This window comes from Reella acinonychis (assembly GCF_052828705.1).
This window is the reverse complement of record NZ_CM128256.1, coordinates 922,884-939,638: the sequence shown is the minus strand read 5'-3', so window position 1 is coordinate 939,638 and position 16,755 is coordinate 922,884. Positions and strand designations below refer to the sequence as shown.

Annotated in this window: 19 protein-coding genes and 4 tRNA genes; all 23 read right to left on the bottom strand. The window is 39.0% G+C overall.

From position 1 onward, the window contains the following. Positions 1–29: 29 nt before the first annotated feature. Positions 30–329: a DUF5374 domain-containing protein gene (locus ACUXZ4_RS04795; protein ID WP_464973896.1), complete on the bottom strand. Its 300-nt coding sequence runs from the start codon at positions 327–329 to the stop codon at positions 30–32. After that, entirely contained in the window at positions 313–999 is a 687-nt protein-coding gene (locus tag ACUXZ4_RS04790) for a DUF2572 family protein (RefSeq protein ID WP_464973895.1), read from the bottom strand. Before ACUXZ4_RS04790 ends, ACUXZ4_RS04795 begins: the two co-directional genes overlap by 17 nt. Next, on the bottom strand, positions 996–1,715 hold the full coding sequence (locus ACUXZ4_RS04785; RefSeq protein WP_464973894.1) for a hypothetical protein: 720 nt from the start codon (positions 1,713–1,715) through the stop codon (positions 996–998). The genes ACUXZ4_RS04790 and ACUXZ4_RS04785 overlap by 4 nt, the downstream gene beginning before the upstream one ends. After that, positions 1,712–2,239: a prepilin-type N-terminal cleavage/methylation domain-containing protein gene (locus ACUXZ4_RS04780; RefSeq protein WP_464973893.1), complete on the bottom strand. Its 528-nt coding sequence runs from the start codon at positions 2,237–2,239 to the stop codon at positions 1,712–1,714. The genes ACUXZ4_RS04785 and ACUXZ4_RS04780 overlap by 4 nt, the downstream gene beginning before the upstream one ends. 111 nt (positions 2,240–2,350) lie before the next feature. Continuing rightward, positions 2,351–2,426, bottom strand: a tRNA-Lys gene (locus ACUXZ4_RS04775). Positions 2,427–2,464: 38 nt separating this feature from the next. Beyond that, a tRNA-Lys gene (locus tag ACUXZ4_RS04770) sits at positions 2,465–2,540 on the bottom strand. 38 nt (positions 2,541–2,578) lie between these two features. Then, a tRNA-Lys gene (locus ACUXZ4_RS04765) sits at positions 2,579–2,654 on the bottom strand. Between the two features lie 38 nt (positions 2,655–2,692). After that, positions 2,693–2,768, bottom strand: a tRNA-Lys gene (locus ACUXZ4_RS04760). Between the two features lie 186 nt (positions 2,769–2,954). Then, on the bottom strand, positions 2,955–3,413 hold the full coding sequence (gene pal / locus ACUXZ4_RS04755) for a peptidoglycan-associated lipoprotein Pal (protein WP_464973892.1): 459 nt from the start codon (positions 3,411–3,413) through the stop codon (positions 2,955–2,957). 20 nt (positions 3,414–3,433) lie between these two features. Beyond that, positions 3,434–4,723, bottom strand: a complete 1,290-nt coding sequence (gene tolB, locus ACUXZ4_RS04750) for a Tol-Pal system beta propeller repeat protein TolB (protein ID WP_464973891.1) — start codon at positions 4,721–4,723, stop codon at positions 3,434–3,436. A gap of 35 nt (positions 4,724–4,758) precedes the next feature. Beyond that, complete coding sequence (tolA, locus tag ACUXZ4_RS04745; protein ID WP_464973890.1) at positions 4,759–5,907, bottom strand: cell envelope integrity protein TolA; 1,149 nt, start codon at positions 5,905–5,907, stop codon at positions 4,759–4,761. 15 nt (positions 5,908–5,922) lie between these two features. Further along, positions 5,923–6,348 (bottom strand): colicin uptake protein TolR, encoded by a 426-nt coding sequence (gene tolR / locus ACUXZ4_RS04740; protein ID WP_464973889.1) that lies wholly within the window; start codon positions 6,346–6,348, stop codon positions 5,923–5,925. Between the two features lie 70 nt (positions 6,349–6,418). Further along, positions 6,419–7,102, bottom strand: coding sequence for a protein TolQ (gene tolQ, locus ACUXZ4_RS04735; protein ID WP_464973888.1), 684 nt, complete (start codon positions 7,100–7,102; stop codon positions 6,419–6,421). A 16-nt stretch (positions 7,103–7,118) separates the two neighbouring features. Beyond that, a complete protein-coding gene (gene ybgC, locus ACUXZ4_RS04730; RefSeq protein ID WP_464973887.1) occupies positions 7,119–7,520 on the bottom strand; it encodes a tol-pal system-associated acyl-CoA thioesterase in 402 nt (133 codons plus the stop codon). Between the two features lie 153 nt (positions 7,521–7,673). After that, the gene (murA, locus tag ACUXZ4_RS04725) at positions 7,674–8,951 is read right to left on the bottom strand and encodes a UDP-N-acetylglucosamine 1-carboxyvinyltransferase (RefSeq protein ID WP_464973886.1); all 1,278 of its coding nucleotides are present in this window, start codon (positions 8,949–8,951) and stop codon (positions 7,674–7,676) included. Between the two features lie 12 nt (positions 8,952–8,963). Continuing rightward, positions 8,964–9,221, bottom strand: coding sequence for a BolA family protein (locus ACUXZ4_RS04720; RefSeq protein ID WP_464973885.1), 258 nt, complete (start codon positions 9,219–9,221; stop codon positions 8,964–8,966). A 14-nt stretch (positions 9,222–9,235) separates the two neighbouring features. Beyond that, entirely contained in the window at positions 9,236–9,589 is a 354-nt protein-coding gene (locus ACUXZ4_RS04715) for an STAS domain-containing protein (protein WP_464973884.1), read from the bottom strand. 2 nt (positions 9,590–9,591) lie between these two features. Further along, positions 9,592–10,224 carry a phospholipid-binding protein MlaC gene (gene mlaC / locus ACUXZ4_RS04710; protein ID WP_464973993.1) on the bottom strand — a complete coding sequence of 211 codons (633 nt, stop codon included), beginning with the start codon at positions 10,222–10,224 and terminating at the stop codon, positions 9,592–9,594. 21 nt (positions 10,225–10,245) lie between these two features. Continuing rightward, complete coding sequence (mlaD, locus tag ACUXZ4_RS04705; RefSeq protein WP_464973883.1) at positions 10,246–10,752, bottom strand: outer membrane lipid asymmetry maintenance protein MlaD; 507 nt, start codon at positions 10,750–10,752, stop codon at positions 10,246–10,248. A gap of 71 nt (positions 10,753–10,823) precedes the next feature. Next, a complete protein-coding gene (gene mlaE, locus ACUXZ4_RS04700; RefSeq protein ID WP_464973882.1) occupies positions 10,824–11,603 on the bottom strand; it encodes a lipid asymmetry maintenance ABC transporter permease subunit MlaE in 780 nt (259 codons plus the stop codon). Next, positions 11,600–12,397 carry a phospholipid ABC transporter ATP-binding protein MlaF gene (gene mlaF / locus ACUXZ4_RS04695; RefSeq protein WP_464973881.1) on the bottom strand — a complete coding sequence of 266 codons (798 nt, stop codon included), beginning with the start codon at positions 12,395–12,397 and terminating at the stop codon, positions 11,600–11,602. The genes mlaE and mlaF overlap by 4 nt, the downstream gene beginning before the upstream one ends. A gap of 109 nt (positions 12,398–12,506) precedes the next feature. Then, positions 12,507–13,835, bottom strand: coding sequence for an exodeoxyribonuclease VII large subunit (gene xseA, locus ACUXZ4_RS04690; protein WP_464973880.1), 1,329 nt, complete (start codon positions 13,833–13,835; stop codon positions 12,507–12,509). Between the two features lie 56 nt (positions 13,836–13,891). Further along, the gene (gene rne / locus ACUXZ4_RS04685) at positions 13,892–16,735 is read right to left on the bottom strand and encodes a ribonuclease E (protein ID WP_464973879.1); all 2,844 of its coding nucleotides are present in this window, start codon (positions 16,733–16,735) and stop codon (positions 13,892–13,894) included. Between the last annotated feature and the right edge of the window lie 20 nt (positions 16,736–16,755).

The following is a 16,755-nucleotide window of genomic DNA, read 5'->3' as shown; positions in this document are numbered from 1 at the left end:
AACTCGTTTTGTGCATAATTTGATAACTATTATAAACGAATTTCGCCTAGAACATACCGCACTTTTACCATATTCGTTTGACAACTGACTTCAAAAACGAGCTGATTTTGTTTAATGATAGGTTGACAGTCTAACCCTAAAAATTGGCGTTGCTTTTGATTCTCTGCAATTTGAACTGCTTGATAACGTTGATAAATTTCATTAGCTTGCTGTCGTTGAGTGGATGTCCATTGGCTTAATGCTAACCAAATTCCACTAAATAAACTCAAAACGACTAATAAAGTAAACAAGGTCATGCCTCGATAACCAATTTTATGGAATAAAATCATGCCACGTTTTCTCCACATATTGCCAACGACTATAATCCTGGACCAATTTTGTTACGACTGATTTTTTATAGCTGATTGTCAAAGAATCCTGCTTAGAAAAATTGCCTTGTGTAATGATAGCGCCACTAATTTTTCCTTTTCCTGTGACGGATAAATCCCCCTCAGCAATCACAATCGCATTAATCTGCGCATCAAGATGCCAGTGATTTTGTTCTTTATTAAACCAAACCACATGGTAGTTTTGGCTAGTGGGAATTTCCTTATCGCCAGAACTAAAACGTCCTTGAAACAAACTTACAAGTTCCATATCAATAAAATGATTCAATTCACTTTCATTCAAAATTTTCTTGGGCGCTTGCTTAAACAATGCTTGGCGTTTGCACCATAAAAAATGCTGAATCCCTAATTCATGGCCATCATTAATGGAAACAATGCTGACATTATGGCTATTATCCAATGCGAGATTTTCACAAGCTGCTAACTTACGCTGTTCAAATTCCATAAGAAGCAAATCATTCTGTTCAACAAAATAACGACGTTGTTCAACCATTGAACGATGTATATTTAGATATTCCTCATTGAATAATAAGATGAGAAATAACAGACTTGATAATGCTATCAGCAACGTAATGGTGACAAAACCGCGGTGATTTTTTGCGATGTTTTTCATTTTTCCTCAGGCTGATTTAATAATGGCACCACAATGCTCGTTTCATAAGTGATCGTTTTATGTTGTTTTAATCGCCCTGCTAAATTGATTTCAATAGCCGGATAACGGGCCTCAGGCAACCAAGAAAAAACTAAATCCGTTATGTCATAACTGTCTTCATCCAAAAATTTACTCCAACCTTTTTCTAAACAGGCATTTTGCTGTAAATAAGATTGGCATTCTGCTTTCTTGCACTTATTGTTCGCTTTGTTACCATAGGTTCGACTTTCCAAAATATTGTCACGTAGGCGATAACCAAATAATTCGCGTCCCACTTCAGAAGTCATATTCTGATTATTCTTGACGCAAGTACGATTGGTCGAACCCAAACACGCATTTGCATCTAAATCATAAAAAAATAAAACACAATTATTTTTAACCGCACTTTGCATTGAGTAAATGGCAAGGCTCGTTCCTTTATCATCCACTTCAAATAAGTGAAAATTATCCTGACTCACTTTCGGCGATAAAGCTCTAAAGCCGGCTCGACGTATATCTTTTGCCATTGTTTGAATTGCGCGTTGCAATTCAGTTTGTAGCTGCAATTTCAGTAGCAATGTGCGATTTTGCTGCTGTGCTTGCGTATAGAACTGAATAATGGCAAATAATAGAAAAGAGGATAAAGTAATGCTCAGCATTAGACTTAGCAAAGTTTGTCCACGATAAAATCCGATCATTCTTCATCTCCCGTATTACAGCTACTCAAGTTTTGCCCTTCTCTTAATCGTATGCGTCCTAAATTAGAAAAGGAAAATAGCGTCGCATATTGATCGATTTGTAATAACAAACAACCTGAATCAGCCGAATTTCTAGTGCTGTTAAAACTAATTAATTTATCGGGATAATAGGATTTAGTTGCGATCATGGTTTTCTGTTGTTGTAACGGATAATAAAAAACCGGCTTTAGGGATGAACTGCAACTTTGAGGGTAAAAACAATTACAGGTTGTATCATCTTTTAATTGCACCGTTGCGCACCAACGCTGTTGGTTGAGATCTCGGTTTAGTACCAGAAACCAAATGTCCGTCGAATTTTCAATTTTTGCTTGTATTTGGCGAAGAAAAAGATAAAAACGTTGTTGTTCCTTGGCCAAAATCATTTGATTATCAGATTTCGTTAAGATAGGAAGGCTTACAACTGACAATAAAGCAATGATAAAAAGCGTAATTAGGAGTTCAAATAAGGTAAAGCCTCTTTGCATAAATCTTTCCTTTTTTACACCGCACTTTAAAAGTGCAAGATGAAAATGCAAAAAGTCTTAATGCGAAGTTGGAACAAAGATCACAAAAATAATCAAACTAAGGAGATTAAGTGGTGGGTCGTGAAGGATTCGAACCTTCGACCAACGGATTAAAAGTCCGCTGCTCTACCGACTGAGCTAACGACCCATTATTCAGATTGACTGAAATTAGGATTTGAATTTAAGTGGTGGGTCGTGAAGGATTCGAACCTTCGACCAACGGATTAAAAGTCCGCTGCTCTACCGACTGAGCTAACGACCCATTATTCAGATTGACTGAAATTAGGATTTGGATTTAAGTGGTGGGTCGTGAAGGATTCGAACCTTCGACCAACGGATTAAAAGTCCGCTGCTCTACCGACTGAGCTAACGACCCATTATTCAGATTGACTGAAATTAGGATTTGGATTTAAGTGGTGGGTCGTGAAGGATTCGAACCTTCGACCAACGGATTAAAAGTCCGCTGCTCTACCGACTGAGCTAACGACCCACTGGTTACAAAAGACAATTTATCTTACGCAACGGGTGCATATAATACGGATTTAAATTTAATAATCAACAACTATTTTATATTTTTTTGTCATTTGCCTGAATAGTCATCAATTTCAATAAAAATCAATCAACTGAAAAACAAAACAGGCTCTAAAAAGAGCCTGTTTCATAATAAAATTCTAAATTAGTATGCTAACACTGCACGACGGTTTTTAGCATATGCTGCTTCAGTGTGACCTAATACAGCTGGTTTTTCTTCACCGTAAGATACAGTTGAAACATTGTTAGCACCTTTAGCTGCTAAGTATGATTTCACTGCGTCTGCACGACGTTGACCTAATGCGATGTTGTACTCTGGAGTACCACGTTCGTCAGCGTTACCTTCAACAACAACTTTAGCTGCTGGAGTAGCTGTTAAGTATGCTGCGTGAGCATCTAATAATTGTTTGTATTCACCTTCAACTGCATAGCTGTCAAATGAGAAATAAACAGTGTTGTAACGGCTTTGTAAATCTTGAACTGAATAGCCACCGAATTGACCATTTGCGTTCGCACCGTCCATACCGTTAGCATCATTTTTTGATGAGCTACATGCAGCTAATGCTAATACTGGGGCAACTAATAATAATTTAGTTAATTTCATTAATTTGTCTCCTTAGAGTTTTATTTAGTTAAATATGGTGACCAAGCAGGGAATTTAACTTGTCCATCACTTCCTGGCAACCGCGCTTTAAAGCGTCCGTCTGCAGACACTAATTGTAGCACCTTTCCTAAGCCTTGGGTAGAGCTATAAATAATCATAATTCCGTTAGGTGAAATGCTTGGACTTTCATCTAAGAAAGTTGAGCTTAATACTTGGCTAGCCCCCGTTGCAAGATCTGTTTTAACAACGTTATCACCTGAAATCATCACCATAGTCTTTCCATCAGCACTAACCTGACCGCTATAACTACGACCAGAACCTACCAATGTTGCACCACCACCTGATGCACTCATTGAGTAAACTTGTGGTGAACCTCCTCTATCAGAGGTAAACAAAATACGGCCATCTGGCGTCCAACTTGGTTCAGTATTATTTCCTGCACCACTAGTTAATTTTGTTGGATTTCCACCATTTGAGCCCATCACATAAATATTTAATTGACCATCTTGGTTAGATGCAAATGCTAATCGCGAACCATCTGGTGAGAATGCTGGCGCACCATTATGACCTGGATAAGAAGCAACAACTTTACGTGCACCAGAACCTAAGTCTTGAACAACTAATTGAGATTTTTTATTTTCGAAAGATACATAAGCCAAGCGTTTACCATCAGGCGACCAAGCTGGTGACATAATAGGTTGTGAGCTACGATTTACAACAAATTGATTGTAACCATCATAGTCTGCTACACGTACTTCATAAGGCTGAGAACCACCATTTTTTTGCACAACATAAGCAATACGAGTTCTAAATGCACCTTTAATCGCAGTGATTTTCTCAAATACTTCATCACTTACAGTATGCGCACCAAAACGAATAAATTTAGGTGTTACTGTAAATGAATTTTGCGCCAATACTGCACCAGCCGCACCTGAAGCACCGATAGTGTCAACGAGCTGATAAGCAATATTATAACCACCGCCCGTTGCTGTAACTTGTCCAACCACAATCGCATCAACACCTAAAGATGACCATGCATCAGGCGTTACTTCAGAAGCAGAACCTGGTTGTTGTGGCATTCTATCTACAGGGATTGGGTTAAATTTACCGCTATTGCGTAAGTCAGCAGAAATAATTTCCGCAACATCAGCGGGAACTGAACCATTAGTTTTAAAAGGAACAACAGCGATAGGACGTGCCCCCTCAACCCCTTCATCAATCACGATACGAACTTCATCGTCAGCTTGTGCTGTATTAATTGCAAAAAACAACACAGCGAAAACACTCAAAACACGAGCCAATAATTTCATTAAACCACCTATTAGTTTATGTTTACTTTAATCGATTATTTTAAATCAAAATCAATAATCGGATTTTTATATTTACTATAAATAGCATCAGACGGTGCTGCTGGCACTTTCTTCGTTCTTGCAACCGCACTCAATGCTGCACTACAAATATCATCAGGTCCAGAAACACGTTGATAGCCAGCAATAGTTCCATCACGTTCTAGCTGAATTCGGATACTACATACTTTACCAGCAAAACTTGGATCTTTAATAAAGCGACGTTTTATTTCACGTTTAATAACTCCAGCGTATTGATCGCCCACTTTACCACCATCTCCAGTACCTTGCCCTGCACCAGTTCCTTGAGCGCCACCTTTGTTGGCATTTCCGCCTTTAGCAGCACTACCGCCACCAACATCACCGCCATTTAAGAAATCATCTAAGGCGGCTTGCTCTGCTTTACGTTTTGCTTTAGCTTCTTTATCTGCCTTTTCTTTTGCAGCTTTTTCTGCTTTTGCTTTAGCCTCTTTCTCCGCTTTTTCTTTAGCTTCTTTTTCAGCCTTCGCTTTAGCCTCTTTTTCTGCTTTTTCTTTAGCCGATTTTTCCGCTTTCGCTTTAGCTTCTTTTTCTGCTTTTTCTTTGGCGTCTTTCTCAGCCTTTTCTTTGGCTTCTTGGACAGCTTTCGCTTTGGCTTCTTCTTCCGCTTGTTTTGCTGCCGCAGCTAAACGTTTTGCTTCAGCTTCTTTTTTCAATTTTGCTGCCTCCGCTTCTTTTTTCGCTTTGGCTTCTTCTGCTTGTTTAGCTCGCTCTAAGGCTTCTTGCTGCGCTTTTTGTTTTTCTAATTGTTTTTGACGTTCTTGCTCACGTTGTTGTTCTAAACGTTGTTGCTCAAGCTTTTTTAATTCTTCTAAATTATCTTCCTGTTTCTTCACTTCTGGTTCAGGCTTAATCTCAGGTTCAGGCTCTTTTTTCGCTTTGTCAGTTTGCCCTTTTTTCTGCTGCTGAAGACGTCCCCATTCTTGAGCCGCTGCACCTGTATCGACCATCACAGCACCAATCATATCGCCTTCACCTTCGCCACCACCCATTGCTTGAATTGGCTCGTGAAAGAATGAACTTAGAATTAATAAACCGAACAAAATCGCATGCAAAACAACGGAAATTAGCACCGCACTTGTTTCTTTGTTTTGTCGATTATTTTTCACAATTTACCCTACTACTTAAATTGGATCTGTCATCAAACCAACAGATTTTATGCCGGCTAAATGAAGTAAATTTAATGCCTTGATCACTTCTTCATAAGGCACATCATTGGCTCCACCCACTAAAAACATAGTGTTAGGATCTTTCTCAAACTCTTCTTTCATCATCTGAGTAACCATTTCTTCTGTTAAACCTTCTGAACGTTCTCCAGCAATAGAAACGGCATATTGACCGACACCCGCCACTTCCAAAATCACAGGCACTTTATCTTCATTAGACACACTTTGGCTTTCAACAGCATCAGGTAAATCCACTTGCACACTTTGACTGATAATAGGTGCTGTTGCCATAAAAATTAAGACTAAAACTAATAATACGTCCAAAAATGGAACGATATTAATTTCAGATTTAATACTTTTTTCTCTACTACGGCGGTAAGCCATATAAACCTCTAAAACTTAGCGAAAATCAACCGCACTTTGCACAAAGTGCGGTCAAAAATATCAACATTTGTTAGTTCTTAGCGAAAACTTGACGCTGTAAAATGGTGGTAAATTCATCAATAAAGTTACCATAATTTTGTTCTAATTTATTCACGCGTAAACTTAAACGGTTATACGCCATTACAGCAGGAATCGCCGCAAATAGACCAATAGCTGTTGCAATCAAGGCTTCTGCAATCCCCGGAGCCACCATTTGTAACGTAGCTTGTTTAGCACCACTTAATGCCATAAATGCATGCATAATCCCCCAAACCGTACCAAACAAACCAATGTAAGGACTTACAGAAGCCACTGTTGCTAAGAAAGGTACACGGGTTTCTAAATCTTCTACTTCACGATTCATCGCTAAATTCATCGCTCTTGTACTTCCCATGATAATTGCTTCTGGTGCATCTGGGTTAACCTGTTTCAAACGGCTAAATTCTTTGAAACCAACATAGAAAATTTGTTCACTACCCGTCATATTGGAATCACGACGATTTTCTAAACCTTCATATAATTTATTCAAATCTTCGCCAGACCAGAAACGATCTTCAAATGCCATTGATTCTTTTAAGGCTTTTGTTAATACGCGACTGCGCTGGATAATAATTGCCCATGAAATAATAGAAAATAAAATTAAAATTAAAATTACAAGTTGAACGACGATACTCGCCTTTAGAAATAAATCTAAAAAGTTCAATTCTGCGGTCATTGCAAAGCTCCGAAAATTATGAATTAAATGCAGCCTTTAATTCCATAGGAATGGCTACAGGTTTCATTTTGCCAAGATCAACACAGGCTACCTTAACAGTAGCCATACTTAAAGTCTTATCTTCTCTTTTTATACATTGAGAAAACAGGATTGTCGCCCCTTTTACTTGCTCAACATAGGTCTCAACTGTCAAAAAATCATCTAATTTAGCTGGAAAACAATAATCAATATTCATTGATTTCACAACAAAGGCTATCTGATTTTGTTGCAACAACGTTTGTTGAGAAAAATCAAGGGAACGTAAATATTCTGTTCTTGCTCGTTCATAAAAATGTAAATAACGAGCGTGATAAACAACACCACCAGCATCTGTGTCTTCATAATAGACACGAACAGGCAATTTAAACATCTTTGTCATAAACCTATCCTTAACTGGTTAAAATCTATATAAAAACTGGCGTATTCTAAAGCGACTTATAGGAATAAGCAAGTACAAAATAGGGAATTTATTTCAAAGTGCGGTCAAAATTTATCTTATTTTTGACCGCACTTTTATATAGATAAAATGAGGTTATTCTTCTGAATGACTTTCAGAAAAACGCTCAATCTTCGCCCCTAGTAAGCGTAATTTTTGTTCAATATGTTCGTAACCACGATCAATATGATAAATACGATCCACAATGGTCTCGCCACTAGCAATACAACCTGCTAGCACCAAACTAATAGAAGCGCGTAAATCCGTCGCCATTACTTGCGCACCAGACAAGCGTTCAACACCTTGAATCAATGCTGTATTGCCTTCAATTTCCCCTTTTGCCCCCATACGATTGAGTTCAGGAATATGCATAAAGCGATTTTCAAAGATAGTTTCTGTAATTTTACTCGTGCCTTCAGCTACTGCATTTAGTAAGGTGAATTGCGCTTGCATATCCGTTGGAAATCCAGGGTGTGGCATGGTGCGGATATTCACTGCTTTTGGACGTTTTCCTAAGCTATCTAGTGTAATCGTATTTTCAGTGACATCAACTTGCATGCCTGCTTCACGTAATTTCTCAATCACAGCATCCAACGTGTCTGCTTTTGTCCCTTTACAAGTGATTTTTCCGCCAGAAATGGCTGCCGCAACTAAAAATGTGCCAGTTTCGATACGGTCTGCAACAACCGCATGTTCACAACCAGTTAAACGTTCAACACCTTCAATGCTAATTGTATCTGTTCCAGCTCCTGAGATTTTCGCACCCATTTTATTTAAAAATTCAGCGGTATCTACTATTTCAGGTTCACGCGCGGCATTTTCAATAATGGTTTGACCTTGTGCCAACGTTGCCGCCATCATGACGGATAAAGTCGCACCAACACTCACTTTATCCATATAAACACGTGCACCAGTCAAACGTCCATTTACGGTTGCTTTCACATAGCCTTCAGCCAATTCAATATGTGCACCCATTTTTTCTAAGCCAGAAATATGCATATCTACTGGACGAGCGCCAATAGTGCAACCGCCAGGTAAAGATACTTGACCTTCATGGAAACGAGCCAATAAAGGTGCTAATGCCCAAATAGAAGCACGCATGGTTTTAACTAATTCATAAGGCGCTACATAATGGTCGATTTTACTTGCGTCAATTAGTACTGATTTATCCGCATCACGTTCAACACTTACACCCAATTTGCGTAAAATTTTAAATGTGGTATCCACATCTTTTAATTCTGGCACATTGGTTAATTTAACAGGCTCTTCCGCCAAGATCGCTGCAAATAAAATAGGAAGCGCGGCATTTTTCGCACCGGAAATTTGAACTTCACCATTTAAACTGGATTGACCATAAACACGAAATTTTTCCATTGTTATTCCTCTCTAGCCTAAACCGTTTAACAAACGATCTCTTTTCCATTTTTCCTTATCATAGGTTTTAATGGTCAGAGCATGAATTTCACCTGTTTGGAAATATTGCATTAACGGTGCATAAACGGTTTGTTGTTGCTTAATGCGTGATAACTTTGCTAACTCATCATCCACAACTATGACACCAAAATGCGAATTCTCGCCTTGTGCATAAATTTCTTCAATATTCAGCGCTTGCTTTAAGATTCGTTCGATTTCTTGCGGTTCCATTCTATTTTCCGTAGTTATAAAAAAGCCTTGATCCAATTATCTAAACCAAATAGATCAGCTAAAGTGAGTAATTCGCGGGGACCATTTTCCAATTTTACCTGATAAGGCATATCCATCTCTTTTTGATAGTGATGAATAAGATCGCATAACAATGCAAAACCTGCACTATCCATTCTAGTAATATTTGAGAGATCAATAATCAGGTGCTGATTTTTGATTTTTTGTTTATCTAAAACAGCAATACGTTGCTCCCTTTGATAATAATTCCATAAGGGTAACAACGTATCACGAACAAGCTCTCCGCTTAATTGGAGAGCTATTCTATCATCATTTACAACTGTCGACCATGTAAGTTTTTCAGTCTGCATAATTATTTTTTCATTGTGACAGGAGTAGCAGCAGCTTTTAACACTTGATTAGTTAAAGCATCAATGCCATCTTTGCGTAAAATAGGACTCCACTCTTGTTTTTTCGTGTCAACCATACTAGAGCCTTCAGCTGTCATATCATACACTTGCCATTTGCCCGTTTTGCTATTTTTACGCCATAAGAATGTTAGATTCACTGGCTGCGCCTGGATTAATTTCACACGAACAGAAGCTTGACTATCACCATTTAATTGCGCTGGTTGAATTTGAATTTCTTGTCCAGTATATAAAGTTAAAGATTGCGCATAAGCTTGTTCAATAAATTTATCGAATGCCGCAAAAAAGCGCTCACGTTGTTCTGGAGTGGTTGATTTAAAATATTGACCTAACACTAAAGAACCCGCATAGTTCACATGCACATATGGCATTAAATCCTGACGTACTAATGTTTTTAATGTGTTTGGATCTGCTTTAATTTTCGCTTCGTTTGCTTTTAAATCTGCAAATAATTTGTCTGAAGCTTTTTGCATTAACTCATAAGGCCCTTCTGAAGCCATGACTGTTTGTACTGCAAAAAGTGCGGTTGAAATAACAACAATTTTTGCTAACCAATTTTTGAATTGAATTTTCATAATAAACTTTCCTAAATCTATGAATTATTGAACATTTGGCACTTCTGCCTCTGTTTCTTCTTTCTTATTTTTATCGCCATATAAGAATTGGCCAATAAGATCTTCTAATACCATTGCTGATTTAGTATCAACAATTTTACTACCGTCTTTTAACATTGGGGTTTCACCATCATCAAATCCCATACTCAACGCAATATATTGTTCGCCCAATAACCCTGAGGTTTTAATGGATAACGAACTGTTATCTGGAATTTGATTAAATTCTTCATTGATTGCAATGGTTACTTTCGGTAAGTAAGATTGCTCATCAAGAGAAATGTCTGTCACACGACCGATGACAACACCACCAACCTTTAAAGGCGAACGTACTTTAAGACCACCAATATTGTCAAAAGTTGCAGAGACTTGATAAGATTTTGTCTGACTGAACCCTTGCACATTGGCGACTTTTAGCCCCATAAAAACCAACGCTGCAATACCGAGTAATAAAAATAACCCTACCCAGAATTCATATTTAATTGTTTGTCGCATAAAATGTCCTAATTATTTTTTATCTTTATTGAGTAACAAAATTGCCCATTTTGTCACCGCACTTTTCTTTATTAACCGCCAAACATCATGGCTGTTAATACAAAATCCAGTCCTAAAACTAAAAGAGAGGCATGTACAACGGTTTTCGTTGTAGCCTGGCTTATACCTTCAGAAGTAGGAATACAATCGTAACCATTAAATAACGCGATCCACACCACCGCAAAGGCAAAAACAATACTTTTAATAAAACCGTAAAGTAAATCTTGGCTTGTCACTGCATTTTGCATAATCGACCAGAAACTGCCACCATCAATGCCTTTCCAATCAACACCGACTAAAGAACCACCAATAATCCCTACCGCTGTAAATAGAATAGCTAAAATTGGCATGGCTATAATACCGCCCCAGAATCGTGGAGCAATGACGCGGCGCAATGGATCTACCGCCATCATTTCTAAGCTAGATAATTGCTCCGTCGCTTTCATTAAACCAATCTCTGCGGTTAAGGCTGATCCTGCTCGTCCCGCAAATAAAAGTGCGGTCACAACTGGGCCTAATTCACGCAATAAGGATAACGCGACTAATTGTCCAACATTGGCTTCAGCAGCAAAATCCACTAGCACAACATAACCTTGCAATCCCAGCACCATGCCAATAAAAAAGCCTGACAATAAAATAATCAGCAAAGATTGCACACCCAGTACATGCAGTTGTTTGATCAATAATGGGGTATGCTTGCGAAATTGTGGTTGACCAATTAAAGCGCCAAATAACATAAAACCAGAGCGCCCAAGCGCTTTCAAACTATTAATGACGCTAGCACCAAATGCAGAGATACATTTCACAATCATTTGAACATCTCCTCTACATAATCGCCCGCTGGGAAATGGAAACGCACTGGTCCATCTTCTTCCCCTTTAATAAATTGAACAACTTGAGGATCTTGGCTTTGTAGTAAATCCTTCGGCGTTCCTTCTGCAATCACGCGCTTATCCGCAATAATATAAGCATAATCAGCAATACTTAACACTTCTTGCACATCGTGGGAAACCACAATAGAAGTCAAATTTAATGCTTCATTTAATCGCTTAATTAAGCTGATGATAACACCCATGCTGATTGGATCTTGCCCAGTGAAAGGCTCATCATACATAATCAAATCGGGATCTAGCGCAATAGTACGTGCCAACGCTGCTCGACGAGCCATACCACCAGATAATTCAGAAGGCATTAATTCGGCAGCGCCACGTAATCCAACTGCTTCCAATTTCATCAATACAATTTTACGAATTAATGCTTCAGGTAAATTAGTATGTTCACGAATAGGAAAAGCGACATTATCAAAGGTTGAAATATCTGTAAATAACGCGCCTGACTGAAATAGCATCCCCATACGTTGACGGATTTTATACAATTCGGCATTCGACATTTTGCAAATATCTTGTCCATCAAAAAAAATCTCGCCTTGATCTGGGTGCAACTGACCACCAATTAATTTCAGCAAAGTGGTTTTACCAATTCCCGAAGGGCCCATAATGGCAGTAATCTTACCTTTTTCAAAACGCAGGTTAAGATTATTATAAATGGTACGTTCACCACGCTTAAATGTGAGATTTTTCACTTCAACTAAGGTGTTCTCACTCATTGTTTATTTTCCATGGTTTTCTCAAAAAAATAAAAGTGGATTTTAATTCAATCCACTACTTTGTCAAACTTAACTTCTGTTAAGACTATCAATTTTAGTAAATGTTCAATTAATTTCGTTTTTGCACACAGCTTTCAATCACGCCATCTTCAACACGTGTTTTAATGATATCCCCTACTTTCACCTGTTTTAACGAAACAATGGCTTGTCCCGCTTCGTTTTCTGCAATGGAATAACCACGTGCTAACACCTTTAAAGGACTTAAACTATCAAGCTTACCGGCTAAATGCGCTAGTTTATGCTGCTTGGTTGAAGCGAACTGTTGGTAAGAAAAGGTTAATCGCGTTTGTAATTGCTGCAAATATTGCTGCTGTTTCTGCAAATGATGAGCAAGCGGATTTTTATCCAATCGCTCACAAAGTGCGGTGATCTTATAACGATTTTTTTCAAAAATTCGTTGCATTGCCAACTCAATCCGTTGACGCAATAATTCGTTATATTTTTGTTGTGATTTCAATTGCGTTTGTGGATGCTGATTTTGCAAACGTAGCAATAAACGCGATAAATATTGCTGTTTTAAATTGAATAAACGATCAAATGCCATATCTAAGCGCTGACGTTTATAGTTCAATTGTTGCAATAATTCGTCTTGGTTTCGGCTGACTAATTCCGCCGCTGCAGAAGGCGTTGGCGCACGTAAATCAGCCACAAAATCAGCAATAGTAACATCGGTTTCATGACCAACTGCACTGATAATCGGCAAATTAGAATTAAAAATAGCTCTTGCAACCGCTTCTTCATTAAAGCACCACAAATCTTCTAAAGAACCGCCTCCTCGCCCAACAATAAGTACATCCACCTCATTGCGTTTATTAGCTAATTCAATCATCTGCACAATTTCAGCCGTTGCATCTTTGCCCTGAACTTGCGTTGGATAAATCACTATTTGTAAACTTGGATCGCGTCTCTTTAAAATTTGTAAAATATCTTGTAACGCAGCACCTGTTGGCGAAGTCACAATCCCCACCGATTTCGTAAAGTGCGGTAGATTTTTCTTGAGATTTTGTGCAAATAATCCTTCAGCAGCCAAACGCATTTTCAGTTGTTCAAACTGTTGTTGCAATAAACCTTCACCTGCAGGATGCATACTTTGCAAAATTAATTGGTAATCGCCTCTTGGTTCATACAAACTCACACTCGCCTGCACCAAAACCTGCATACCATTTTGAGGACGAAAACTCACCCTGCTGGTTTTCATACGCCACATTGCACAACGTACTTGCGCATTTTCATCTTTCAATGTCAGATACCAATGCCCAGATACAGGTTGGGTAAAGTTCGAAATTTCCCCTGTTAACCAAACAGCACCGAATTGTCCTTCTAACGCATTACGGACTGCATTATTGAGTTGGCTCACTGAAAAAATATTATCCTGCATATTGATCCTATAAAAAATCCGACGACAAGCATCGGATTTTTAGGTTTTTATATCTATTATTCAGCTTGTGCTCGAGTTGGCTCACTGAAAACATGACTTACAGCACTATGATGACCTGCAGCACCTTTACCATGGAAGTAATAACGACTGTCATTCCATTGCACAATCTCAAAGGCTGGATTTAGCTCTGGGTTCGCTTGGGCTAAAGTCATCTCCGCTTTAGTGTGTTTTACCGCAGAAATCGTACCTAATCGACCTTCAAAACAATAAGTGCGGTCAGTTTTTTCCACAATTTCAACTGGTTGAGCTGATTGTTCAACTATTTCAACTTCAGGTGAAAGTTGTTGCTCTGCTTGTTGTTCAAGAATACGCTGTTCTTCATTTAAGCGTTCTAAAGATTCTTGCACTTTCTTATCCACCGCCTCATTAGCAGGTTGAGTGACTAAACCGAACGGTTGAACCACCGTTTTAGGCTCGCTCACAACCACTTCAGTCGCTGGCAGAACAGTTTCTACAACAGCATTTTGCGTATGGTTTTCTTGTTGTTCAAGCAACTCGTCAACAGATAAGAAATTCGCCTCTTTCGTTTTAGCTTCGACTTGATGGTTAATCCACACTTTACCGCTCGCTAATTCCGGCGACGCAACCGCTGCAAATAGAGGCATTGGCGACGCATTTTCATGACGGCGACGACGTTGATTATTCATACGTAAATGACGAGGTAAACGACGATTGTTGCGTTCTTGGCGACGCTCTAGGTTTTCCTCTGGTTGCTCAACTGCTGGAGTCACAGAAACTGTCTCAGTCTGCACCGCACTTTCAGCAATCTCTGCAGTATTGACCTCAGCCACTGGCATAATTGGTGCTTGTTCTTGATGTTCAGCTTCAATTCGAACACGCTTGCGTAAATCACGACGTTCACGACGTTGGCGAACAGGCGCTTTTTCTTCCACTGCCGTTTCAATGGTTTCAACAACATTGTTATCCACTACCACTTCATCAGCCACATTTTTGCGGTTGCGGCGATTATTACGATCTAATCTCGTACGCTCCGTTTTTTCTACCGTATTCTCTTCATTGGATTTTCCATTACGTTCATGGCGAGCACGACGAGGATTACGACGGTCATTACGACGATTACGATGATGACGATTATTTGGCGTTTTCTTTTGTTCTTCTTCGCTGCTAAATAACCCTTTAATTGCAGCGATAATTCGTGCAATTAATGAAGGTTTATTATTTGCTTTCGCTTCCACAACTGGTGCAGCTTCAGGAATTGTCATTGATAATGCTGCAGTTTCTGCCACATTTTCAGGACTCACTGCTGCTGTTTCAATATTGCGTGTCACCAAACTTTCTTCAGGAATAAAAATATCCTCTTGTTGCTCATGTAATTTAGCTAAATTGTAGCTCAATACATTCACATCCTCGCCTTCACGCACTCGGAATACGCTAAAGTGCGGTGTTTCCATGGCTTGATTTGGTGCAACCACAATATCAACTTGATGACGTTTTTCAATATTTTGAATGGCTTTACGTTTTTCATTCAACAAGTAAGAAGCAATTTCAACAGGCACAATGCAATGCACTTGTTTGCTGTTTTCTTTAATGCCTTCTTCTTCAATTAAACGTAAAATTGAAAGTGATAAACTTTCATTGTCACGAATTTTGCCCGTTCCCTGACAACGAGGACAAATATGGTGAGATGATTCACCTAAAGAAGGGCTTAAGCGCTGGCGTGACATTTCAAGTAAGCCAAAACGTGAAATTCGGCTAATTTGAATACGAGCACGATCTTGACGCACCGCATCACGAATACGATTTTCTACTTCACGTTGATGGCGGACTGGCGTCATATCAATGAAATCAATCACAATTAAGCCGCCTAAGTCGCGCAAACGTAATTGACGAGCGATTTCATCAGCCGCTTCTAAATTGGTATTTAATGCAGTTTCTTCAATATCACCACCTCGAGTTGCGCGAGCTGAGTTAATATCGATCGCAGTTAAGGCTTCTGTGACATCAATGACAATTGAACCACCTGAAGGCAAACGAACTTCGCGTTGGAAAGCCGACTCAATTTGTGATTCAATTTGGAAATGACTGAATAATGGCACTTCGCCTTGATACAATTTAATGCGATTAATAAAATCAGGGCGAACTAATTTAATATGCGCTTTGGCTTTTTCAAAGACTTTTGGACTATCTACCAAAATTTCGCCAATATCACGACGCAAATAATCGCGAATGGCGCGCACAATCACATCGCTTTCTTGATGAATTAAGAACGGAGCTGGGCGACTTTGAGCAACTTGCTTAATCGCATCCCAATGATGAAGCAAGACTTTTAAGTCCCATTGTAATTCTTCCGGTGATTTACCAACACCAGCTGTACGCACGATTAAACCCACGCCATCTGGCACTTCTAATGAGCTTAATGCTTCTTTTAATTCCAAGCGTTCATCGCCTTCAATACGGCGAGAAATACCACCAGCACGCGGATTATTTGGCATAATTACTAAATAACTTCCCGCAAGAGAAACGAAAGTCGTCAACACAGCACCTTTATTACCGCGTTCTTCCTTGTTCACTTGAACAATAACTTCTTGACCTTCTTGAATCACATCTTTGATATTTGGGCGACCGTTATAAACATAATCCGCAGGGAAATATTCACGCGCAATTTCTTTTAACGGTAAAAAACCATGGCGCTCCGCACCATAATCCACAAATGCCGCTTCTAAGCTTGGTTCAACACGCGTAATGCGTCCCTTGTAGATGTTTGCTTTTTTTTGTTCATGACCCGGATTTTCAATATCCAGATCGAATAAGCGCTGCCCATCGACTAGCGCCACACGCAACTCTTCTTTTTGAGTTGCATTGATTAACATTCTTTTCATTGTTTGATTTTTCTCATTTT